Here is a 21,496-nt window from a genome sequence, read left to right as displayed (position 1 = left end):
GCCGGGAGGCTGGAGGCACCCACTACGAGAGGCGCACCATGACCGACATCGTCACCGGGCTCCAGGAGCTCACCCAGGGCCTTCCGCCCCTGCTGCGCTGGGTCGGAGTCCTCCTCGCGGGCGCGATCCCGTACGTCGAGGCCGAGGGGGCGGCGGTCCTGGGGGTCGTGGCCGGGGTCAACCCCGTCGTCGCGATCCTCGCCGCCGTGGTGGGCAACGCGATCGCCCTGGCGGTCGTCGTCTGGCTCATCGGCGCCGCGCGTTCGGGCGTCACGCGCGGGCGGGCGGTCGAGAAGTCGCCCAAGCGACAGCGGATGCGCCAGGTGTTCGACCGCTACGGCGTGCCGGGCGTGAGCCTCCTGGGGCCCCTCCTCCTGCCGAGCCACGTCACCGCAGCAGCGATGGTCGGGTTCGGCGCGCCACGCACCCGCGTCTTCGCGTGGGGGGTCGCCGCGGTGACGGCCTGGGCCGTCGTGCTCGGCGTCGTCGTGCACCTCGGCGTGAGCGCGGCCGTCGCCTGACGGGCTGCGCGGCCCTGCCCGACGGCGGCCCGCGGCCCGGTCGGAGCAGCCCCGGTCACGGTGCTGTCACGGCCCCATCACGATTCGGAACTCGGCGCGCGAGGCCGCTGGCACGCCCCTAGCCTCCCAAGCATGGGCAGGGGAACCGGGGCAGGACGGGCGGTCCGCGCGACGGTCGTCGCGCTCGCGCTGGCGGGCGGGGCGGTGGTCGCGGCGCCGCCCGCCGTCGCGTGCGCGTGCGGCGGGCTCGTCGACGGACCCGCGTACGACACGTCGGTCTCGCGGGAGACGGCCGTGCTCCAGTGGGACGGCACGACGGAGACGATGCTGCTGGAGCTCGATGCGCTGTCGAACGCGCCGGAGGTCGGGCTGCTGCTGCCGACCCCCGCTCCGGCCGACGTCGCGCTCGCCGACCCGCAGGTCTTCCGCGAGCTCGACGACCTCACGCAGCCCCGCGCCGTCGTCTCCGACCACCGGTGGTGGCCCGAGCTGGGGTTCGGCGCCGCGGGCGCCGACGGGGCGGGCGCCGGGGGCGTCGCGGTGCTCGACGAGGTCCGGCTCGGCCCGCTCGACGTCACGACCCTCGGCGCGACCGACGCCGGTGCGCTCGGGGCGTGGCTCACGGAGCGGGGGTTCCAGCTCCCCGAGTCGATCCAGACCGCCCTGGCGCCGTACGTGAGCGAGGGCTGGTCGTTCGTCGCCGCCCGGCTCGCGCCGGAGGAGGCGGCCGCGTTCGACGGGACGCTGCAGCCCCTGCGCGTCTCGTTCGCGAGCGGCTCGCTCGTCTACCCCATGCGCATGTCCGCCGTCGCCGACGACACCCAGAGCACGCGCACGTACGTGCTGGCCGACCACCGGGTCGACCGCACGGACGCGACCGCCGCCGCGCAGGAGCCCACGGTCCGGTTCGCGGGGCGCGTCGACCCGGCGTCGGTGAGCTCGGACGAGCTCGCCGCGCTCCTCGCCGACGGCAGCTTCGTCACGTCGCACGAGCAGGTCTTCACCGACCCGGGGACGGAGATCGTCTCCGACTTCGTCTTCGAGCAGGCCGCGGCCGACGTCGCGTACGCGCCGACCTTCGCGGTCGTGGCCGACAAGCGGATCGGCCCGTTCTTCGCCGGTCCCGTCCTCGCGTTCACGGCGGTGCTGGCGCTGGCCGCCCTCGTGGTCTGGTCGGGCCGACGGCGACGCGCACCCGCGCCGGCCCTCGCGCCGCGGCCCGCGCGGGCGTGACCGTTCGGCACGAGCGGGCGAAACGCGCGCTTCGCCGCGACACGCGGGATTTCTGGGTGTTCCATGGAGGCGAAGCGGGAGGCGACACAGGCCCCAGGCCGCCGGTGAGCCGGCCCGTCACCTAGCACGGGGAGTGACCATGACGACGCAGGACCCGATCCTCACCGCCTTCTCCAGCACCGCGAAGCAGGTCTGGTACTGGCCAGTGCTCCGCGGGGTGCTCGCCATCCTCTTCGGCATCATCGCGCTCGCGTGGCCGGACAAGACCGCGGCCGTGATCATCTGGGTGATCGGCATCTTCGCGGTGGTCGACGGCATCGTCGAGATCATCGAGGGCATCCGGCGCCGCGGCACGGGCAGCGGCACCGCGTTCCTCGTGACCATGGGCGTCCTCAGCCTCGCCGTCGGCATCGTGCTGCTCGTGTGGCCGGGCAAGACCGCGATCGTGCTCACGTGGATCGTCGGGTTCTGGGCCGTCGTCTACGGACTGTTCCAGACAGTCGCGAGCCTCGACCTGCGCAAGGTCCCCGGCAGCGGATGGGGCTGGGGTGTCTTCGCCGGGATCCTCGGCCTCGTCTTCGGTCTGCTCGTGCTGTTCAACGTCAACGCCGGCCTGGTGTCGATCGTCTGGATCCTCGCGATCTTCGCGATCCTCTGGGGCGTCATGCTCATCGCGTTCGGCGTCCAGATCCGCTCGCTCGGCAGGCAGGCGGGCAAAGCCGCGACGTACTGACGCGCGGCGCCACCCGCGCTGGTCGAGCGCGGCCGACCACGCGATTCCCCGCAGTCGAGCACGACATGGGTGTCGTTATCCGCCGGATAACGACACCCATGTCGTGCTCGGCGCCCTCCGGGTCAGGCGGGCGGGCGCCCGGCACGGTCAGGCCGGGGTCGCCTCCGCGGCAGCGCGGGCGGCCGCGGGGAAGGCGTCGAGGATGCGGGCCACCGCGGCGTCGTCGTGGGCCGCGGAGACGAACCACGCCTCGAACACCGACGGCGGGAGGCTCACGCCCGCGTCGAGCATCGCGTGGAAGAACGCCCGGTACCGGAACGTCTCCTGCGCCTGGGCCTGCGCGTAGTCGCGCACGCCGGCGCTCGCGGCGAGGTCGCCGAAGAACACCGAGAAGAGCGACCCCGCGCGCTGCACGCGGTGCGGGACGCCCGCGGCGTCGAGCGCCGAGCCCGCGGCCGACGACAGCACGCCCGCGACCTCGTCCACGCGCGCGTAGACCGCGTCGTCGGCGAGGCGCAGCGTGGCGAGGCCGGCCGCGACCGCGACCGGGTTCCCGGACAGCGTGCCCGCCTGGTAGACGGGCCCGAGCGGCGCGAGCTGGTCCATGACGGTCGCCGGACCGCCGACCGCTGCGACGGGCATCCCGCCGCCCACGACCTTGCCGAACGTGAACAGGTCGGGCGTGTAGCCGTCCGCGCCCTGGCCGCGCAGGACGGCGTTCTCGAGCCCCCACCACCCGCTCGGCCCGACGCGGAAGCCCGTGAGCACCTCGTCGAGGATCAGCAGCGCGCCGTGCGCGGCCGTGATGCGGCGCAGGCCCTCGTTGAAGCCCTCCGCGGGCGGGACGACACCCATGTTGGCGGGCGACGCCTCGGTGATGACGGCCGCGATCTCGGAGCCGCGCTCGGCGAACGCCGCCTCGACGGCCGCGAGGTCGTTGTACGGGAGGACGAGCGTCTCGGCCGCCGTCGCCTCGGTGACCCCGGCCGAGCCGGGCAGCGCGAGCGTCGCGACGCCCGACCCCGCCTCCGCGAGCAGTGCGTCCACGTGCCCGTGGTAGCAGCCGGCGAACTTCACGACGACGTCGCGCCCGGTCACGCCGCGTGCGAGGCGGATCGCGGTCATCGTGGCCTCGGTGCCCGTGGACACGAGGCGCACGCGCTCCGCGGCGGGGACCCGGCGGCGGATCTCCTCCGCGAGCTCGACCTCGCCGAGCGTCGGCGCGCCGAACGACAGCCCGCGGGCGGCGGCCTCCTGGACCGCCCGTACGACGTCCGGGTGCGCGTGGCCGAGCAGCGCCGGGCCCCACGAGCACACGAGGTCCACGTACTCGCTTCCCGCGACGTCGGTGACGTACGGGCCGCGGGCCGAGGCCAGGAACCGCGGGTCGCCGCCCACGGACCCGTACGCGCGGACCGGCGAGCTCACGCCGCCCGGCAGCACGCCCTGCGCGCGCACGAACGCGGCGTGGTTGTCCGCCCCGCCCGCGCCCGGCGCGCCGAACAGCGCCGCGTTCTCCGCCTGCACGGCCTCCGCCGTCCCGAAGCCTCCGGTGTCCGTCATGCCCGCGTCCTTCCGTCGTTCTCGTCCAGCCAGCCCGCGAGCTCCGTCGCCCAGTAGGTGAGGATCACGTCCGCGCCGGCACGCTTGATGCCGAGCACCGACTCCGTGACGGCGGCGCGCCGGTCGATCCAGCCGTTCGCCGCGGCGGCCTCGATCATCGCGTACTCGCCCGACACCTGGTACGCCGCGACCGGCACCGGCGACATCTCCGCGACCGCGGCGAGCACGTCCAGGTACGACCCCGCGGGCTTCACCATGACCATGTCTGCACCCTCGGCGAGGTCGAGGTCGGCCTCGCGCAGTCCCTCGCGCGCGTTGCCCGCGTCCATCTGGTACGTGCGGCGGTCGCCCTGGAGCGCCGAGTCCACGGCCTCGCGGAACGGCCCGTAGAACGCGCTCGCGTACTTCGCGGAGTAGGCGAGGATGCCCACGTCGTCGAACCCCGCGGCGTCCAGCGCCTCCCGGATCACGCCGACCTGGCCGTCCATCATCCCCGACGGCGCCACGACGTCCGCGCCCGCGCGCGCCTGTGCCACGGCCATGGATGCGTAGCGGTCGAGCGTCGCGTCGTTGTCGACGACGACGCTCCCGTCTCGGCCCTCGGCCAGCACGCCGCAGTGCCCGTGGTCGGTGAACTCGTCGAGGCACGTGTCCGCCATGACGACCGGCCCCCCGCCCGCGTGCTCGCGCGCCGCCTCGACCGCGATCCGGATGCCGCGCTGGAGGATCCCGTCCGCGGCGTCCGCCTGCGTGCCGGTCGCGTCGCGCTCGGCGGGGATGCCGAACAGCATGACGCCGCCGACCCCCGCGCGCGCGGCGTCGCGCACGGCGTCCGCGAGCGTCGCCTCCGTGTGCTGCACGACGCCCGGCATCGACGAGATGAGGCGCGGCACGTCGAGGCCTTCCTTGACGAACAGGGGGAGCACGAGGTCCGACGCGTGCACGCGCGTCTCGGTGACGAGCCGCCGCACGCGGGGGCTCGTGCGCAGGCGGCGCGGCCGGTGGCGGCCGACGGGAAGCTGGTGGGTCACGAGGGGTCTCCTTCGTCGGTCGGGTCGGCGGCGTCGGTCGGGTCGGCAGCCTGGGGTGCGGCCGGGTCGCCCGACAGGACGGTGGTGAGCGCGGCCGCGAGCGCGGGGTCGGTCGGACGCTCGGCCACGGCGTCGAGCCGCAGCCCGACGGCGCGCGCCGCCCGAGCGGTCGGGTCGCCGATCGCCACGCCCGCGACGTCGGCGCGCGGGCCGAGCTGTCGTGCGACCTCGCGCGCGACGCTCCCCGAGGTCAGCACGACGGCGTCCACCTCGCCCGCGCGCCAGGCCGTGACGACCTCCGGCACGAGGGCGTGCGTGACGGTGCGGTAGACGGTGACGACGTGCGGGACGTACCCGAGGCCGTGCAGGCCGTCGTGCATCGTCGGCGCCGCGAGGTCCCCCTGCGGGAGCAGAACCACGCCTCTACCTCGCGAGATAGAGCCCTGGTCGGCCGGAGGGAGAGCCGCGAAGGCGGTGACGAGGCCGCGGGCCGAGTTCTCGGTCGGCTCGAGGTCGACCTGGATGCCGACGGCCTCGAGGGCGCGGCGGGTCGCGGGGCCGACGGCGGCCCAGCGGGACCGGCGCGCGGCGTCGCGCAGGTCGACGCCCTGGCGGGCGGCGCTCGCGACGAGCTCGTCGATCGCGTTGACGCTCGTCACGACGACCCAGGCGAAGTCGCCGTGCGCGAGGCGGGCGACGGCGCCGTCCACGGGGGCGGCGTCCTCGACCCGGGCGCGTTCGATCGCGGGGCTGACGAGGACGCGCGCGCCGGCGTCGCGGAGCGTCGCCGCGAGCCCGGCGGCGCGCTCGGGCGCGCGCGGGACGAGGACCGTGCGGCCGGCGAGCGGTGTGCGCGCGGCGTGCGTGCTCGACGCCGGGTCGGCGGCCTGGGCGTCACCGCGCGGGCTCGTCCGCGCGGGCGGGGGCGGCACGACGGGCGCGGGGCCGCGCGACGGGTCGCGCAGGGGGCCGGGCGTCATTCCGCCTCGCCGCGGTAGCCGCCGTCGCGGAGCTGCTCGCGTGCGGTCTCGACGGCGCGGTCCGGCGACGGGGCGGCATCGGCGGCCGGGGCGGTTCCCGTCGCCGACCCGGCCGACCCGGCACCGGCCCCGGTCTCGCGGAGCGGGGCGAGGCGCGCGGCGCCGTCGGCGAGGAGCGCGTCGGCGACGCGCACGCCGAGCCCGCGGGCGGCGTCGTCCCGTGCATCCTGGGACGACGCGCCGACCGGGACGGTGGCGCGGCCCGAGTGCGTGAGCTGCTCGACGCCGTCGACCCGGGCGACGACGGCCGTCAGGACGATCTCGCCGTCCTCGACCAGGGCGTGCGCGCCGACCGGCGCGGCGCAGCCGGCCTCGAGGCGCGCGAGGAGCGACCGCTCGGCGAGCACGGCGAGACGCGTCGGCTCGTGGTCGAGGTCGTGCAGGGCGCGCGCGAGCACGGGGTCGTCGAGCGACGACGTACGGACCTCCACCGCGAGCGCGCCCTGCCCGGCGGCGGGCGCCATGATCGCGGTGTCGACGACCTCGGACACCGCGTCGAGCCGGCCGAGCCGCGCGAGTCCCGCGTACGCGAGCACGACGGCGTCGAGGTCGGCGTCCGGGCCGAGCGCGCGCGCCAGACGGGTGTCGACGTTGCCGCGGATGTCCACGACGTCGAGGTCGGGCCGCACGGAGCGGAGCTGCGCGGCTCGGCGCGGCGACCCGGTGCCGACGCGGGCCCCGCGCGGGAGCGTCGCGATGGTGAGGCCGCCGCGCGCGCACAGCACGTCGCGGGGGTTCTCGCGCTCCGGCGTCACCACGGTCAGACCGGGGGCGGGCTCCGTCGGCAGGTCCTTGAGCGAGTGGACCGCGACGTCGCAACGGCCGTCGAGCAGCGCCTCGCGCAGCGCGGTGACGAACACGCCGGTGCCGCCCATCTGGGCGAGCGACCCGGTGAGGACGTCGCCGTCGGTGCGGATGCGCACGATCTCGACGTCCCGGCCGGTCAGCTCCTCGAGGCGTCGGGCGACGTGGCCGGTCTGGGTGGTCGCGAGGGCGCTGCCGCGCGTGCCCACGCGGAGGGGAGGGGTACCTGCAGGGCTCACGGTCCCAGTCTCTCCCCACTTCGGCGGTGCACGGAAATGCGCACGTCACGGCGGGGAAAATGCCCCCGGGAGTGACGTGGTCCTGACGCCCGGTCAGCAACGTTCGGACAATGTGTCAGGACAATTCCTGAGGAATTGCCGAACCCCTTTCTCGGGATTCCGGTAAGGACCTTATTCCTTGACGGCGAGGCCGCGTGCACATTCCTGGGCGTGCCCGACGATCGCCGCGAGGCCCGTGCCGGCGATCCAGCCCCCCGTCACCGCGAGCCCGGGAACGGCGTCGACGCGCGCGACGAACGCCGCGACCTCGCGCCGGAACGCGGGGGTCGGCGGGGGCAGTGCGCCGTTCCAGCGCGTCACGACGTGCCCGAGGACGCGCCCGTGCAGGTCCACGCCGAACAGGCGGGACGCGTCGGCGACGACGCGGTCGAGGTCGGGCTCCGTCGTCGCGCCGATGCGCCCGTAGCTGAGCCGCACCACGTGGTGGCCCGGGCCGACGGCGCCGCGCACGCGGTCGCGCAGCCACGGCCACTTGGCGGTCGAGTGGGTCAGCGCCTTGGCCTCGACGTCCGACGGCGGTGCCGCGCGGCCCGCGTCCCGGTGCGGCGGGGCGACGAGCAGGCCGGTCCCGCGCGGCGCGTCGTCGAGCTCGGGCGCACGGAGCAGGAGCGTGACGAGGCGGACGTCCGCGCCGGGCTCGGGGTCGGGCAGCAGGTCCGCCGCGGTGCCGACGAGCGGGCCGAGCACGTCGACGAGCGCCGGGGTCGTCACGACGAGCCGGGGCGCGGCGAGCGCGAGCGGCCCGTCGGGCGTCTGCGCGCGGACGACCCAGGAGCCGGAAGGTGCCTCGCCGCCCGAAGGTCCGCGACCCGGGTCCCTGCGGGCGATCTCCGTGACCTCGTGGCGCAGCCGCACGTCGGCGTCCGCCGCGAGCTCCTCCACGAGCCGGTGCATGCCGCCGTCGATGCCGCGCACGGCCGAGCCCGCGGGCGCGAGCGCGCGCAGGGACGCGACGGCACGCGCCAGCGACCCCTCGCGCTCGAACGCCTCGCGCAGCCCCGGCGCGACCGCGGCGACGTCCAGCCGGTCGAGCGGGGCCGAGTGCACCCCGGCCGCGACGGGCGCGACGAGGCGCTCCGTGACGCGTGCGCCCATGCGCGAGCGTGCGAACGTCTCGAGCGTGCGCAGATCCGTGAAGCGGCGGGGCAGGACGCGGTCGAGGCTCGCGCGCAGCGCCCCTCCGACGCCGACCGCGCGGCGCACGTCGGCGGACCACGGGTGGGCCGGGATGCCGAGCACGCCCGCGCGGGGCAGCGGGTAGGCGCGGCCGGCGGCGTAGCCCCAGGCGCCCGCTCCCGACGGCTCGACGACGTCGAGGCCGAGTGCGGCGACGAGGTCTCCGACGGCGGCGCCCCTGGCCGCGAAGGACTCGGCTCCCAGGTCGACGCGGACACCGTCGAGGCCGGGCAGGTCGCCGCCGCGGACGGGACCGCCGGGGACGTCGGCGGCCTCGAGCACGGCGACGCGCAGCCCGTGCTCGCGCAGGGTCCGGGCCGCGGTGAGCCCCGCGACCCCCGCGCCGACGACGACCGCGTCCACCTCCTCGGGGACGGTCCCGGGGGAGGTGCGGGACGTCGTCGGCACGGTGCTCACCGTCGGGTCGCCTCCTCGTGCGCGTCGTGGTGTCCCGTCCAGTCTGCGCCGAGCGCGTGGACCAGGCCGACCACGCGCGTGAGGACGTCCGGGTCGGTGTCCGGAGGAACGCCGTGGCCGAGGTTCACCACGTGCCCGGGCGCGGTGCGCCCGCGCCGCACGACGTCGCGCACGTGCGCCTCGAGCACGTCCCACGGCGCGCCGAGCAGCGCGGGGTCGATGTTGCCCTGCACAGGCACGGGGGCGTGCCCGTCGGAGAGGAGCCGGGCGGCGTCGTCGAGCGGCGTGCGGTAGTCGACGCCCACGGCGACGTCGCGCACCCCGGCCGCGGTGACGGCGTCGCGCATCGCGGGCAGCAGGTGGACCGTGCCGGTGCCGAAGTGCACGACCGGCACGTCCAGGTCGGCGACGTGCGTCAGCGCGCGCGTGCTCGCCGGGGCGGCGCCCGTCGCGTAGTCCGCGAGGGAGAGCGAGCCCGCCCAGGAGTCGAAGAGCTGGGCGGCGCTCGCGCCCGCCTGGACCTGGGTGCGCAGGAACGTGCCGGTGAGGTCGGCGGCCCAGTCGACGAGGCGCTGCCACGTCTCCGGGTCGCCGCGCAGCAGCGCGCGGGCCGCGAGGTGGTCGCGCGACGGCCGCCCCTCGACGAGGTAGGCCGCGAGCGTGAACGGTGCGCCCGCGAACCCGATGAGCGGCGTCGTGCCGAGCGCGTCGACGGTCAGCGCGACGGCCTCCCGGATCGGGGCGAGCGACTCCTCGGTGAGCTCGGTCTCCACCAGGCGCGCGACGTCGTCGGGCGTCCGGTACGCCTGGCCCATGACCGGGCCGACGCCCGGCGCGATGTCGACCTCGACGCCCGCGAGCCGCAGCGGCACGACGATGTCGGAGAAGAAGATCCCCGCGTCCACGCCGTGGCGGCGCACCGGCTGGAGCGTGATCTCCGACGCGAGGTCGGGGCGCAGGCACGAGTCGAGCATGCTCACGCCCTCGCGTGCCGCGCGGTACTCGGGCAGCGAGCGGCCGGCCTGGCGCATGAACCACACGGGTGTGATTTCCGGGCGGTTTCCCGTCGTGCCCGCGCGCAGTGCCTGCACGAGCGGCGAACGGTCCGTGCGGCCGTCGGTCAGGGGATGGCCCGGGGAAAGGGCGACAGGAATCACAGCTACCGATTCTGCCTCCCTCCCGGTGGAATGATTAAATCGGAGGCACTGTGGCTCTTCTCTCCCTCACGGCCAGCCACCACGAGCTCGACCTCGACGCCCTGGAGCGACTCTCCACCGGGGCCCACTCGATCGGCGGCTCCGCGGTCGCGGCGTGCGACGTGATCACCGGTGCCGTCGTCCTCGCGACGTGCAACCGGTTCGAGCTGTACCTCGACGTGGACGCGCCCCTGGACGGGACGGGCGTGCAGCACGCGACCGAGCACGTCGCGCGCATGGTCGCCGACGCGTCGGGCGTCGCCCCGGCCGAGGCGCTCGCCTCGTTCCGCGCGCGCGCCGGGACCGAGGTCGCCGAGCACCTGTTCGCCGTCGCGTCGGGCCTGGACTCCATGGTCGTGGGCGAGCGCGAGATCGCCGGCCAGGTGAAGCGCGCCCTGGAGACCGCGCACGCCGACGGCGTGACCTCCTCGACGCTCGAGCTCCTGTTCCAGACGGCGTCGCGCACGTCCAAGAGGGTCAGCACGCAGACGACGCTCGGCGGCGCGGGCCGCTCCGTCGTCGCGCTGGGCCTCGACCTCGCGGCGGCCGAGCTGCCGCCGTGGCACCAGGTGCGGGCCGTCCTCATCGGGACGGGGTCGTACGCGGGCGCGAGCCTCGCGGCGCTGCGCGCGCTCGGGTGCGACGACGTGCGCGTCTACTCGCAGTCCGGCCGGGCCGAGGAGTTCGCCGCCGCGCGCGGCGTCGAGGCCGTGGCCGACCTCGTCACCGCGCTCGAGGACGCCGACCTCGTCGTGTCGTGCTCGGGCGCGCGCGGACGGGCGCTCGCGGCGGACGCCGCGCGTCCGGGAGGGGGTGCCGACCGCCGCGAGCAGGCCATCGAGCACGTGCTCGACGCCGCCGCCGTGGTCCGGGCGCGCGAGCGCGCCGCGGTCCGCGCCGGGGACGAGCCCGCGGCCCGTCCGACCGTCGTGCTCGACCTCGCGCTGCACCGCGACGTCGACCCGCGCGTCGCGGACGTCGAGGGCGTGCTGCTCTACGACCTCGCGACGCTCGCCGCGCACTCGCCGTCGATCGCGTCGGAGCTCGTCGTGCAGGCGCGCGCGATCGTGGACGAGGCGACGCGCGCGTTCGAGGAGACGCGGCTCGGCCGCGCGGCGGACACCGCGGTCGTCGCGCTGCTCGCCGACGCGGAGCGGCGCATCGCGCTCGAGGTGGCCGACGTCGTCGCGCTGCGCGAGGCGGACGGCGACCCGGTCGAGCCGGACGAGGCCGACGAGATCGCCCGCGACGTGCGTCGTCGTGTCCACGCGGACCTGCACCGCGCGATCGTCGAGGCCCGCGCCGAGGCCGTCGCGGCGGCGCAGGCGGAGGAGCGTGCCGTCGTCGCGGACGCGCAGGCGCTCGCCGACGAGGCGGCGGCAACGGCGCGGCCGGCGAGCCCGGAGGCGCTCTCCACCCCCAGCGCACGCTGAGGAACCACCTCGGTCCGGCGCTCGGACCTTGGCACGCACCACCGACCCGTTCGTTCGGGCATGCAATTGACAGCGCAGTCATAGCCGGGAGAGAGTGGCCGCCGGACGCCCGTCGTCGACCAGGAGCACCGTCGCCCCCGCCACGAGCGGTCACGGGCGGCACCTGACCGACGGCCCCGGGGCGCCCCGGGCGACGACGCCCGGTCGCACGTCGAAGAGGACATGGCATGAGACGACCACGACTCGCCCTGCTCGCCGCCGGGCTCGCGCTCGCCGTCGCGCCGGGCACGCTGCTGCCCGCCGCCGCGGGCGCCGCCCCCGGCGCCGAGGGCACCGTCACCGCGGCAGCAGGCGACGACCTCACGCTCGAGGTCAACCCGTTCGTCGGCACCGAGAGCGAGGGCAACGCCTACCCGGGCGCGACCGTGCCGTTCGGCATGGTCCAGCTCAGCCCCGACAACACGAACTCCTACGCCTCGACGTCGTACAGCACGAACGCCGGGCGCGTGTGGGGCTTCAGCCACCGGCACGTGAACAGCGCGGGCTGCCCCGCGGCGGGCGAGCTGCTCGTCACGCCGGACACGAGCGCGACGCCGCGCACGTCACGCTCCTTCATCGCCATCAAGGACCAGAAGAGCACCGAGCACGCGTCGGCCGGCTTCTACGAGGTGACGCTCGCGAACGACGTGCACGCCGAGCTCACCGCGACCACGCGCGTCGGCGCGCACCGCTACACGTTCCCCGCCTCGACGACGTCGCACCTGTCGTTCAACGTGGGCCAGACCCTGCGCGACGCGGGCGCGAGCTCGGTGACGTGGGTCGACGACCGCACGCTCGAGGGCTGGGTCGACAACGGCGGCTTCTGCGGCGGCACGCCAGACAAGCAGCGGTACTTCTTCAGCGCGACGTTCGACCGCCCGGTCGCGTCGAGCGGCACGTGGGGGACCGATGCGCGCTACGTCGCGGGCTCCACGACGAGCGAGGTCGCGGGCGGCAACAACGGCGCCGTCGCCGTGTTCGACACCACGACCGACCGCGACGTCGAGGTCAGCGTGGGCGTGTCGTTCGTGAGCGTCGACGGCGCGCGCGCCAACCGCGAGGCGGAGGCCACGGAGGAGGGCGGCCAGGTCGCGTTCGACACCGTGCGCGAGGAGGCCCGCGACGCGTGGAACGCCGAGCTCGGGCGCGCCGCGATCGACGCGTCGCCCGACCAGCGCCGCGTGTTCTACACCCAGCTCTACAAGACCCTGCTGTCCCCGACGATCGGCAGCGACGTCGACGGGCGGTACCGCGGGATGGACCTCGAGGTCCACCAGGCCGACGGCTGGGACTACTACCAGAACTTCTCGCTCTGGGACACGTACCGCACGCAGGCGACGCTGCACGCGCTCCTGCTGCCCGAGCGCGCCCAGGACATCGTGCGCTCGATGTACCAGCACCGGGTCGAGGGCGGCTGGCTCCCGCGCTGGTCGCTCGGCGCGCTGGAGACCAACATCATGGCGGGCGACCCCGTCACGCCGTGGCTCGCGGAGAACTTCGCGCTCGGGACCGTCCCCGACGACATCGCCGACGAGCTGTGGGACTACCTCGTGGAGAACGCGACGACGACGCCCCCGGCGGACGTCGCGTCGGTCGGCCGGCGCAGCACCGAGTTCTACGCCGAGCACGGCCACGTGCCGTTCTACCCGGAGAACGAGGGCGGCCTCGGCGGCCAGTTCGAGGAGTACCGCCACGGCGGCTCGGCCACGCTCGAGCTCGCGCTCGCCGACGCGAGCCTCGGTGCCGCGGCCGAGCGCACGGGCCGCGAGGGCGGCCAGGCGTTCCTCGACAAGGGTCGCAACTGGCGCAACCTGTGGAACCCGGACGTCGAGCTCTCGGGCGGCTTCCAGGGCATGGTCAACGCGAAGCGCCCGACGGGCGAGTTCGTCACGCTGCCCGAGCTGACCGACGTCACGCGCTCCGGCTTCCACGAGGGCGTGCCGTGGCAGTACCAGTGGATGGTGCCGCAGGACGTCACCGGCCTCCAGGAGGTCATGGGCGGCGAGGACGGCTTCGTCGAGCGTCTCGACTACTACTTCGACCAGCCGGCGCTCGCCGCGAACCCCGGCGTTTCGCCGAGCACGTGGGCCAAGGGCGGCAGCTCGTACTACACGACGATCCGCTACAACCCCGGCAACGAGCCGACCATCACGAACGCGTGGCTCTACGGGTACGTGGGCCAGCCGTGGAAGACGAACGACGTGCTCGCCGCGAACCTCAACCGGTTCCCGGACACCCCGGGCGGCGGCGTGGGCAACGACGACCTCGGCACGCTCGCGGCCTGGTACGTCATGGCGTCGCTCGGCTTCGAGCCGGTCATGCCGGGCTCCGGCATCCTCGCGCTCAACTCCCCCAAGGTGCAGGCCGCGACGCTCACGACCGACGCCGGCGCGACCCTGCGCATCGACGCCGCGGGAGCGAACGAGAAGCTCCCGAGCTACGTCGCCGGTCTCGAGGTCGACGGCGTCGCGCACACCGCCGCGTGGCTCGACGTCGCGGCGCTGCAGGACGGCGGCACGCTCGACTTCGACCTGTCCGACACGAGCACGGGCCTCACGTGGGGCACCGGGGCGGCCGACCGCATCCCGTCGGTCTCCGCCGTCGCCCCGCCCGCGCCGGTCGAGGTCGAGGCGAGCGCGCGTTGCCTCGGCGGCCGGGCGTTCGTCGCGGTCCGCGCGACCAGCACGGCCGACGAGCCCGTGGACGTGACGCTCACGACGCCGTTCGGCGAGCGGACGGTCCGGCACGTGCAGCCGGGCAAGAACGCCTACCAGTCGTTCACGACGCGCGCCACGTCCGTCGAGGCGGGCACGGCGACCGTCACGGTCGTCGCCGCGGACGGTACGACGTCGACGGTCGACGCGGCGTACGACGCGCTGGCCTGCGACTGACCGAGCAGTCACCACGGGTGCGCGCCGCGCACCGGACGAGGGTCGTCGTCGGGCACCCCGCCCGACGGCGGCCCTCGCCGCGCCGCTAGGCTCGCCGCGTGAGCACCACCACGCGACTGGGCGTCCTCGACATCGGCTCGAACACCGTGCACCTCGCCGTCGTGGACGCCGCGTACGCGGCGCGCCCCGTGCAGGCGGCGGGGGCGCGCACGGTCGTGCGGATCATGCGCTACCTCCGGTCGGACGGGTCGCTCTCGCCCGAGGGCGTCGCGGCGATGCTCTCCGCGGTCGACGACGCGATGGCGCTCGCGCGCGAGTCCGCGGTCGACGAGATGCTGCCCATGGCGACGTCGGCGCTGCGCGACGCGACCAACGGACCTGAGGTCCTTGCCGCGATCGGGGAGCGCGTGGGCCAGCCGGTGCGCGTGCTGTCCGGCGAGGACGAGTCGCGCCTGACGTTCCTCGCCGCGCGGCGGTGGCACGGCTGGGCAGCGGGACGCCTGCTCGTCCTCGACATCGGGGGCGGCTCGCTCGAGATCGCGTCGGGGGTCGACGAGGAGCCCGACCTCGCCGCGTCCCTCCCGCTCGGTGCCGGGCGCATGACCATGGCGTTCCTGCCCGACGACCCGCCCGCGCCCGAGCACGTCGAGGCGCTCCGCGAGCACGTGCGCGCGACGCTCGCCCCCACGGTCGAGGCCTTCCGGGCGCTCCCCGCGCCCGACCACGTCGTCGCGACGTCCAAGACCTTCCGCTCGCTCGCGCGGCTCGCGGGCATGCAGACCGAGGCCGTCGGCCCGGACGACCGGTGGCGCATGCGGCGCTCGCAGCTCGCCGACTGGGTGCCGCGCCTCGCGCGCATCACGGCCGAGGGCCGCACCGCGCTGCCCGGCATCACGCCCGAGCGCACGTTCCAGATCGTCGCGGGCGGCGTCGTCGCGGTCGAGACGATGCGCGCGCTCGGCGTCGACGAGGTCGAGATCTGCCCGTGGGCGCTGCGCGAGGGCGCGATCCTGCGCCGCCTCGACCACAGCTGACGCCCGCACGGCGGCCACGGCTCACGGCGCCGCGGCGACCTTCGGCTCGGTGAGGCTGAACCAGTTGCCCGAGTCGTCGACGAAGACGGCCTCGACGCCGTACGGGCGGTGCGCGGGCGGCTGGCGGAACGTCACGCCCTTCGCGACCAGGTCGTGGTAGGTGGCCTCGCAGTCGTCGGTCTGCAGGACCCCCGCACCCATGGACCCCTTGGCGACGAGCGACCGGAGCTGCGCGGCCGACTCCGGGTCCCGGCCCATCGCGCAGTCGGCCAGGATGATCGTGCGCGTCGGGTCGCCCTGCGGTCCCACGGTGAGCCACCGGAAGCCCGCGCCGCCGCCCTCGAACTCCGCGCCCATCGCGAAGTCGTCGCGCAGCTCGAACCCGAGCACGGACGTGTAGAACTCCTTGGCGGAGTCCTGGTCGAGCACGAACACGGTGGTGTGGGACAGCGTGAGCACGACGTCTCCTCTCGGGCGCCGTCTCCCGGCGCGGGGCGACGACCGGCGCGGCCGTCGTTCTCGACGCTACGGCGCGTCGCCGTGACCCCGCTTCTTCGATCGTGCTGTCCCGGGCATGGCGTCTGGCTGCGGCTGTCCCCACGCGAGCGAGAAGCACCCGGGCACGGGCGGTCCGCCCGCGCGGACGTGCTCGTCCCGGTAGGTGGTCGGCGTGACGCCGACGATCGCGCGGAAACGCGTCGAGAACGTCCCGAGGCTCGCGAAGCCGACGGCATGGCACACCTCCGTCACGGTGAGGTTCGCCGTGCGCAGCAGGGTCTTCGCCCGCTCGACGCGGCGCGTGGCGAGGTAGGCCATGGGGCTCGTGCCGAACGTGGCGGCGAACGCGCGCGCGAAGTGGAACGGCGAGTAGCCCGCGACCGCGGCGACCCCGGCGAGGGTGAGCGGCTCGGTGAAGTGCGCGTCCATGTGGTCGCGCGCCCGCCGCAGGTGGACCGCGACCTCGGGCTCGACGCTCACGCCGTCCACCGCGGCTCGTCGGCCCCCCACGGACGGGCGGGCGCGGGGTAGTCGTCGACCCGGGCGTCGCCGAGGCGGTCGAGCGCGGGGCGGGTCGTCGTCGCCACGACCTCGCGGCCGTCCAGGCGCGCCGGGTGCTCGACGACGCAGCGCGGGCCCGGCGTGCGCGGTGCGCCGTGCGCGGGGTCGCGGCCGGGAGCCGCGAGCAGGGCGTGCCCGGTCCGGGCGAGCGCGCCGTCGACGTCGCGGCCCCGGCCGTCGGCCGCGCGGTCCGCGAGCGTGTCGACGACGGCGGCCGCGAGGAGGTAGCCCGTCGCGTGGTCGAGCGCCTGGGCGGGCAGGGCTCCGGGGATCGCGTCCTCGGGCGCGGCCCCGTCCCGCGCCCCTTCCACGAGGGCGATCCCGCTCGCCGCCTGGACGATCGAGTCGAAGCCGCGCCGCCCGGCCCACGGGCCGTCGTCGCCCCACGCCGTGACGCGCGCGTGCACCGCACCCGGCGGGAGCCGCAGCCCGAACGCCTCGACCGCCCCCGGGCGGTACCCGGTCACCAGCACGTCGGCGCGGTCGAGCAGCTCCTGGGCGCGGGTGAGGCCGTGGTGCGTCGCGAGGTCGAGCAGCGTCGACCGCTTCCCCTGCCCGGTGTCGAGGTGCTGGACCTCGATCTCCGGGAGCCCCGGTGGGTCGACCCGCAGGACGTCCGCGCCGAGCAGGGCGAGCGTGCGCGTCGCGACCGGACCCGCGATGACGCGCGTCAGGTCGAGCACCCGGAGTCCCGCGAGCGGGCGCGGCCCGCGCGCGAGCGGGCGTGGGGGAGCGGCGTCGTCGCGCGCCGAGCGCCGCACGGGAGGGTCCGACGCCGCGGCGCGGCCGGGCGCGGACGCGCGCCACTCGTCCTCCGACCGCACGCGCACGGCGATCGCGCCGACGTCGGCCGCACGGTCCTCGACGTCCTGCGCCGAGCGCGCGGCGAGGGCGGCGGCGACGTCGTCGCGGGTCGGGGTGCTGCGGACGTCGTCGGCGAGGTCGAGGAGCGCGAGCAGCCGCGCGCGGTGGTGCGGGTAGTTCGCGTGCGTGCGGACCCAGCCGTCGGAGGTCCGGAAGAAGCCGGAGAGGGGGGCGAAGCCGTCCACCGGTGCCCCGTCGACGCGCAGCAGCCGGTCGCTCGCGAAGGCCGCGGCGACCCGCTCGGGGTCGGGAGGCGCTCCGGCGTCGAACCCGCCGGCGCGGGCGGCGGCGTCGCGCACGGCGACGACCGACGCTGCCGCGAGGTCCAGGACGGGCAATGTCGCCGCGAGGAGGCCGTGCCGTCTGCGTGCCGTCGCGCTTCCCACGGCACGACGCTACGCCTGAACCGCTGCGTGCGGGTGAGCGTTCACACCTGCGCGTGCGCGCCCATGAATCTCGACGTACCGTGCTGGAGGTGTGTCAACCCGACACGCCGGGCATGTCACGAACTTTTGCAGGGGGCACAACATGATGCGGTACCCGCGACGCCGGTCCGGCGCGGTGGGCATGGTGATGGCGACGGCGCTCGCGACGGGGCTCGGCACGATGCTGGTCGCACCCGGGGCGAGTGCGGCGGCGAGCACGGTCGTCACGCCGCTCGGCGCGCGGACCTACGCGGTGTCGTCCTACTACGGACCACGCTGCATGCCCATCGCCAACGCCTCGACGTGGCACCTCGGCCAGGACCTCAGCGCCGCCTCCGGCACGCGGATCAACGCGATCGCCGACGGAGTGGTGCTCCGGGCCGGGAGCGTCAGCGGCTTCGGCCAGTGGGTCGTGCTCCGCCACACGGTCGGCGGGAAGACCGTCTCGAGCGTCTACGGGCACGTCATCGACGGCGACAAGTACGTCAAGGTCGGGCAGAAGGTCAAGGCGGGGCAGCGCATCGCGGACGTCGGCTCGACGGGGACGTCGACCGCCCCGCACCTGCACCTGGAGGTCTGGAACGGCACCTACGGGTCCGGTGCGTCGCACACCGACCCGCTCGCCTACCTGAAGGGCAAGGGCGTCGACCTCGGTCGCAGCGCGACCCGCGTCGCGGCCCGGCCGTCCGCGAAGTCGTGCACGTACTACGCGAACACGGCCGTCAACCTCCGCAAGGGCGCGGGCACGAACACCGCGGTGCTCACGCTCGTCCCCCGAGGCGCGGCGGTCGTGGGCAAGCCCGGCGACGGCAGCGGGACGTGGCGCAAGGTGACGTACGGTCGGCTCACGGGGTGGGTCTCGGCGGCGTACGTCGGCCCGACCAAGCCCCCGCCCGTCAGCACGGCTCCCGTCTCCCGGCCCGTCTCCACGCGGTACGTCACGGCCGCCTCGCTCAACCTCCGGGCGTCGGCGACGACGTCCTCGGCCGTGCTCGCCCGGCTCCCGAAGGGGACGAAGCTCTCCGTCACGTCCACCTCGGGAGGCTGGCTCAAGGTCACCGCGAACGGTCGGGCGGGGTGGGTCTCCGCCCAGTACACGTCGACGCGCGCGCCGTCCGCCCCGGCGAAGCCGGCCCCGGCCCCCGCGCCCGCGAAGGCCAAGACGTCGTACGTCACGGCGTCGGTGCTCAACCTCAGGGCGACGCCGTCGACGTCGGCCAAGGTGGTGGCCAAGCTGTCCCGCGGCACCGCGGTCACGCATGCGGGCACCGCGTCGAAGGGCTGGCTCAAGGTGACCGTGGGCAGCCGCACGGGCTACGTCTCGACGACCTACCTCTCGGCCACGAAGCCGCGCTGAGGCGCCCGGACCACGACCCGCGTCAGGGGCCGAGCGTCACCGTGCCGGGGAACCGCGCGGCCGAGCGGTCGGTCGCGGACCCGTCGCCCGCGGCGTTGATCTCCGAGATCATCATGACGAGCTCGAGGTCGGAGTCCGCGGCGCGGGCGAGGCTGGTCGCGAGCTGGTACGGGTCCGTGAGCGGCTGCATGTCGTAGTCCGTGACGATCATGCGCGTCTGCATGCCCAGGCTGTCGTTCTCGACCGCCGTGCGCACGCTGTCCGCGAGGCGGTTCATCTGCGACTCCGTGAGCGTCATCGTCACCTGCTGGCCGGACGACACCTCGCCCGACGGCGAGAAGCCGGAGAACTCCCGCGTGTTGAAGTACTGGGACGACATGTCGTCCGCGGTGACGTCGAACGAGTACGTGCGGGCCGAGAGGTCCTCGTTCCCCGAGGCGTCGAAGGCCTGAGACATGCGGAAGTCGCCGCGGTCGCCGTACGTCGCGGTGAGCAGCTGCTCCGTGCTGCCGTCGGGGTTGGTCGTCGCGACGAGCGAGCCCGTGTTCTTGCCGATCTCCCACTCGGCCCCACCGACGGGTGTGTCGAAGCCGACGGTCGACGTCGAGTCGAACTCGACGCGCTCGATCTTCGTGGTGCCCGAGATGCCGGTCGACGGGTCGGCGGGGATCTCGCCCGTGACGAGGTAGGTGTCGTACGCGGCCTGGCCCTCCGGCGTCGACAGGTCGAACTCGGCGCTGCGCAGGGACGCGCCGTCGAGCGACGTCGTGTTCCCGAGCATGACCTTCACGGCGTCGAAGTCGAGGCCGAGCCCCGCGTGGTTCGCGAGGGCCTCGGTCGGGCCCGCGGTCACGCGCACCGTGTCGTCGCCCGTGCGCTCGATGAGGCTCGTCACGCCGCTCGCGTCCTTGACGGACGACTCGACGGCGATGTGGCGGAACGCCGCGTTGAGCTCGGTCTCCGAGTAGCTGCCGCCGTCCATCGTGACGGACGATCCCACCGGCATGCTCCGCGGGTCGAACGGGTTGATGCTGCCGGGATCGGTGACCCCCGCGCCGTCGGGCACCTTGACCGTGTACTCGGACGTGACGCCGGTCGTGTACCCGCCGCTGACGCCCGTGCCGCCCTTGTCGACGCCGCCCTCGACGCCGATCGAGACGTCGGACTTGGACGTGTACGTGGTGAAGCCGTCCTCCGACTTCTCGCCGACGGTGTACTCCGCACCGCCGTTGACCCCGAACGAGATCTTCGACCCGTTCGTCGTCTTCATCCAGTCGGAGAGCGAGCCGCTGCCGGAGTACGTGGTCTCGCCGCTCTCCGGGTCGTGGGTCACGCCGAACCCGACCTTCGCGTCGGTGCCCTCGGTCGCCGGGTTGCCCGGGCTCCCGTTGTCGGAGCCGGACTCGTGGTCGCCCTTCACCGTGACCTTCGGGCCGCCCGGGCTCTCGTCGCCCGAGCCCGACCCGCCGCCCCCACCGGGCTCCGGTGGCGGGCCCGGTGGGGGCGGCGGGTCCGCCGCTGCCGCCCCCGCCCGTGCCGCCCGTCCCGTCGGAGCTGGCGCTCTCCTGCTGGTCGGCGTTCTTGCGGACCTTGTCCGCCGCGTCGCGGAGGGTCGCGGTGGCGGCGGCCAGCGCGGGGCCGAGCTCGGCCGACCAGCGGCCGCGCAGCTCGTCGCCGTCCGGGCCGGCCCAGCGGGCGCCGCTCACGGTCGAGTCCAGCGTGCTGCGCGTCGTGGTGAGCGCCTCGGACGCCGCCGTGAGGCTCTGCGCGAGCGCGCGCAGCTCGCCGATGTCGGCACCGTAGAACCCCATGGTCGTCCCTCTGTCGCAGCGGATCGTGCATCCGGAGCGTACGCGGGCGGCCGTCGCCACGTCTCGCCCGGCTCATGGGGCGAGGTCCCCATGGGGCGGCTGGCGCGGCACGGGGGCACGGCGCGGGGTCAGGCGGAGAGGACCCCCGCGAGCCGGTCGAGGACGATCTGGCCCGCCGGCGGGACGCGGTGCGCGTCGGCCGGCGTGAGCCACGCCAGCTCGGCGATCTCGGCGTTCGGCGCCGGCTCGGGGGAGCCGGGGACCGGCTCGGCGTACATGCAGTGCATGCGCACGACCCGACCGCCGAGGCCATGACCGGGGGCCTCGGCGACGAAGGCGGGGCGGACCGACGTCGGGTCGAGGCGGACGCCCAGCTCCTCGTGGATCTCGCGCACCAGGGCCTCGGCGTCCGACTCGCCGGGCTCGACCTTGCCGCCCGGCATGAAGAAGCGGTCCTTGCCGGTCGTGCGGACGGCGAGCAGGCGCCCGTCGCGGACGTTCACCCAGCCGACGGTGCGCAGCGGGGGCAGGGCGGCGGGCCGACGGTGCGCAGCGGGGGCAGGGCGGCGG

Annotated in this window: 18 protein-coding genes; 7 read left to right on the top strand and 11 right to left on the bottom strand. The window is 75.4% G+C overall.

Annotated elements, in window-relative coordinates:
* Positions 1 to 38 precede the first annotated feature (38 nt).
* From A0J59_RS15130 to A0J59_RS15120, 3 genes are all read left to right on the top strand, one after another.
* Positions 39 to 521, top strand: a complete 483-nt coding sequence (locus A0J59_RS15130; protein WP_064316653.1) for a hypothetical protein — start codon at positions 39 to 41, stop codon at positions 519 to 521.
* 132 nt (positions 522 to 653) lie between these two features.
* Positions 654 to 1,754 (top strand): DUF2330 domain-containing protein, encoded by a 1,101-nt coding sequence (locus A0J59_RS15125; RefSeq protein WP_047231822.1) that lies wholly within the window; start codon positions 654 to 656, stop codon positions 1,752 to 1,754.
* A gap of 139 nt (positions 1,755 to 1,893) precedes the next feature.
* Positions 1,894 to 2,487 carry an HdeD family acid-resistance protein gene (locus A0J59_RS15120; protein WP_064316652.1) on the top strand — a complete coding sequence of 198 codons (594 nt, stop codon included), beginning with the start codon at positions 1,894 to 1,896 and terminating at the stop codon, positions 2,485 to 2,487.
* Between the two features lie 147 nt (positions 2,488 to 2,634).
* Here A0J59_RS15120 and hemL read toward each other — a convergent pair whose 3' ends face one another.
* The 6 genes from hemL to hemE all read right to left on the bottom strand — a co-directional run bounded on the left by hemL (position 2,635) and on the right by hemE (position 9,974).
* Positions 2,635 to 4,050, bottom strand: coding sequence for a glutamate-1-semialdehyde 2,1-aminomutase (gene hemL, locus A0J59_RS15115; RefSeq protein WP_082919074.1), 1,416 nt, complete (start codon positions 4,048 to 4,050; stop codon positions 2,635 to 2,637).
* On the bottom strand, positions 4,047 to 5,081 hold the full coding sequence (gene hemB / locus A0J59_RS15110) for a porphobilinogen synthase (RefSeq protein WP_064316651.1): 1,035 nt from the start codon (positions 5,079 to 5,081) through the stop codon (positions 4,047 to 4,049). The genes hemL and hemB overlap by 4 nt, the downstream gene beginning before the upstream one ends.
* On the bottom strand, positions 5,078 to 6,061 hold the full coding sequence (locus A0J59_RS15105; RefSeq protein ID WP_064316650.1) for a uroporphyrinogen-III synthase: 984 nt from the start codon (positions 6,059 to 6,061) through the stop codon (positions 5,078 to 5,080). Before A0J59_RS15105 ends, hemB begins: the two co-directional genes overlap by 4 nt.
* Positions 6,058 to 7,164: a hydroxymethylbilane synthase gene (gene hemC / locus A0J59_RS15100; protein WP_082919073.1), complete on the bottom strand. Its 1,107-nt coding sequence runs from the start codon at positions 7,162 to 7,164 to the stop codon at positions 6,058 to 6,060. Before hemC ends, A0J59_RS15105 begins: the two co-directional genes overlap by 4 nt.
* Positions 7,165 to 7,335: 171 nt before the next feature.
* A complete protein-coding gene (locus A0J59_RS15095; RefSeq protein ID WP_255365249.1) occupies positions 7,336 to 8,817 on the bottom strand; it encodes an NAD(P)/FAD-dependent oxidoreductase in 1,482 nt (493 codons plus the stop codon).
* On the bottom strand, positions 8,814 to 9,974 hold the full coding sequence (gene hemE, locus A0J59_RS15090) for a uroporphyrinogen decarboxylase (RefSeq protein ID WP_082919072.1): 1,161 nt from the start codon (positions 9,972 to 9,974) through the stop codon (positions 8,814 to 8,816). Before hemE ends, A0J59_RS15095 begins: the two co-directional genes overlap by 4 nt.
* Before the next feature lie 50 nt (positions 9,975 to 10,024).
* Here hemE and A0J59_RS15085 point away from each other — a divergent pair, with 50 nt between their 5' ends.
* The 3 genes from A0J59_RS15085 (at position 10,025) to A0J59_RS15075 (ending at position 15,410) form a co-directional block, all read left to right on the top strand.
* Positions 10,025 to 11,446 carry a glutamyl-tRNA reductase gene (locus A0J59_RS15085; protein ID WP_053369229.1) on the top strand — a complete coding sequence of 474 codons (1,422 nt, stop codon included), beginning with the start codon at positions 10,025 to 10,027 and terminating at the stop codon, positions 11,444 to 11,446.
* A gap of 227 nt (positions 11,447 to 11,673) precedes the next feature.
* Positions 11,674 to 14,376, top strand: a complete 2,703-nt coding sequence (locus A0J59_RS15080; RefSeq protein WP_064316649.1) for a GH92 family glycosyl hydrolase — start codon at positions 11,674 to 11,676, stop codon at positions 14,374 to 14,376.
* Between the two features lie 98 nt (positions 14,377 to 14,474).
* Positions 14,475 to 15,410 carry a Ppx/GppA phosphatase family protein gene (locus A0J59_RS15075; RefSeq protein WP_064316648.1) on the top strand — a complete coding sequence of 312 codons (936 nt, stop codon included), beginning with the start codon at positions 14,475 to 14,477 and terminating at the stop codon, positions 15,408 to 15,410.
* A gap of 21 nt (positions 15,411 to 15,431) precedes the next feature.
* Here the strand turns inward: A0J59_RS15075 and A0J59_RS15070 are convergent, their stop codons facing one another.
* The 3 genes from A0J59_RS15070 to A0J59_RS15060 form a co-directional block, all read right to left on the bottom strand.
* Positions 15,432 to 15,869 (bottom strand): VOC family protein, encoded by a 438-nt coding sequence (locus A0J59_RS15070; RefSeq protein ID WP_064316647.1) that lies wholly within the window; start codon positions 15,867 to 15,869, stop codon positions 15,432 to 15,434.
* 66 nt (positions 15,870 to 15,935) lie between these two features.
* The gene (locus A0J59_RS15065; RefSeq protein ID WP_255365247.1) at positions 15,936 to 16,388 is read right to left on the bottom strand and encodes a helix-turn-helix transcriptional regulator; all 453 of its coding nucleotides are present in this window, start codon (positions 16,386 to 16,388) and stop codon (positions 15,936 to 15,938) included.
* A complete protein-coding gene (locus tag A0J59_RS15060; protein WP_064316646.1) occupies positions 16,385 to 17,719 on the bottom strand; it encodes a CoA transferase in 1,335 nt (444 codons plus the stop codon). The genes A0J59_RS15065 and A0J59_RS15060 overlap by 4 nt, the downstream gene beginning before the upstream one ends.
* Positions 17,720 to 17,861: 142 nt before the next feature.
* On the opposite strand from A0J59_RS15060, the gene A0J59_RS15055 reads away from it, so the two are divergent.
* The gene (locus tag A0J59_RS15055) at positions 17,862 to 19,115 is read left to right on the top strand and encodes an SH3 domain-containing protein (RefSeq protein ID WP_052877461.1); all 1,254 of its coding nucleotides are present in this window, start codon (positions 17,862 to 17,864) and stop codon (positions 19,113 to 19,115) included.
* 22 nt (positions 19,116 to 19,137) lie between these two features.
* Here A0J59_RS15055 and A0J59_RS15050 read toward each other — a convergent pair whose 3' ends face one another.
* Complete coding sequence (locus A0J59_RS15050) at positions 19,138 to 20,535, bottom strand: hypothetical protein (protein ID WP_064316645.1); 1,398 nt, start codon at positions 20,533 to 20,535, stop codon at positions 19,138 to 19,140.
* Between the two features lie 519 nt (positions 20,536 to 21,054).
* On the bottom strand, positions 21,055 to 21,496 hold a 442-nt coding region (locus A0J59_RS15040; protein ID WP_220084493.1), incomplete at its 5' end, for an NUDIX domain-containing protein.

This window comes from Cellulosimicrobium sp. I38E, from assembly GCF_001647255.1.
In the GTDB taxonomy this organism is placed as follows: domain Bacteria; phylum Actinomycetota; class Actinomycetes; order Actinomycetales; family Cellulomonadaceae; genus Cellulosimicrobium; species Cellulosimicrobium cellulans_E.
This window is presented reverse-complemented; position numbering and strand designations above follow the sequence as displayed.

Coding starts and splice junctions, on each gene's coding strand:
- A0J59_RS15130 (WP_064316653.1), top strand. CDS start 39: ATGACCGACATCGTCACCGGGCTCCAGGAGCTCACCCAGGGCCTTCCG.
- A0J59_RS15125 (WP_047231822.1), top strand. CDS start 654: ATGGGCAGGGGAACCGGGGCAGGACGGGCGGTCCGCGCGACGGTCGTC.
- A0J59_RS15120 (WP_064316652.1), top strand. CDS start 1,894: ATGACGACGCAGGACCCGATCCTCACCGCCTTCTCCAGCACCGCGAAG.
- hemL (WP_082919074.1), bottom strand. CDS start 4,050: ATGACGGACACCGGAGGCTTCGGGACGGCGGAGGCCGTGCAGGCGGAG.
- A0J59_RS15105 (WP_064316650.1), bottom strand. CDS start 6,061: ATGACGCCCGGCCCCCTGCGCGACCCGTCGCGCGGCCCCGCGCCCGTC.
- A0J59_RS15080 (WP_064316649.1), top strand. CDS start 11,674: ATGAGACGACCACGACTCGCCCTGCTCGCCGCCGGGCTCGCGCTCGCC.
- A0J59_RS15055 (WP_052877461.1), top strand. CDS start 17,862: ATGATGCGGTACCCGCGACGCCGGTCCGGCGCGGTGGGCATGGTGATG.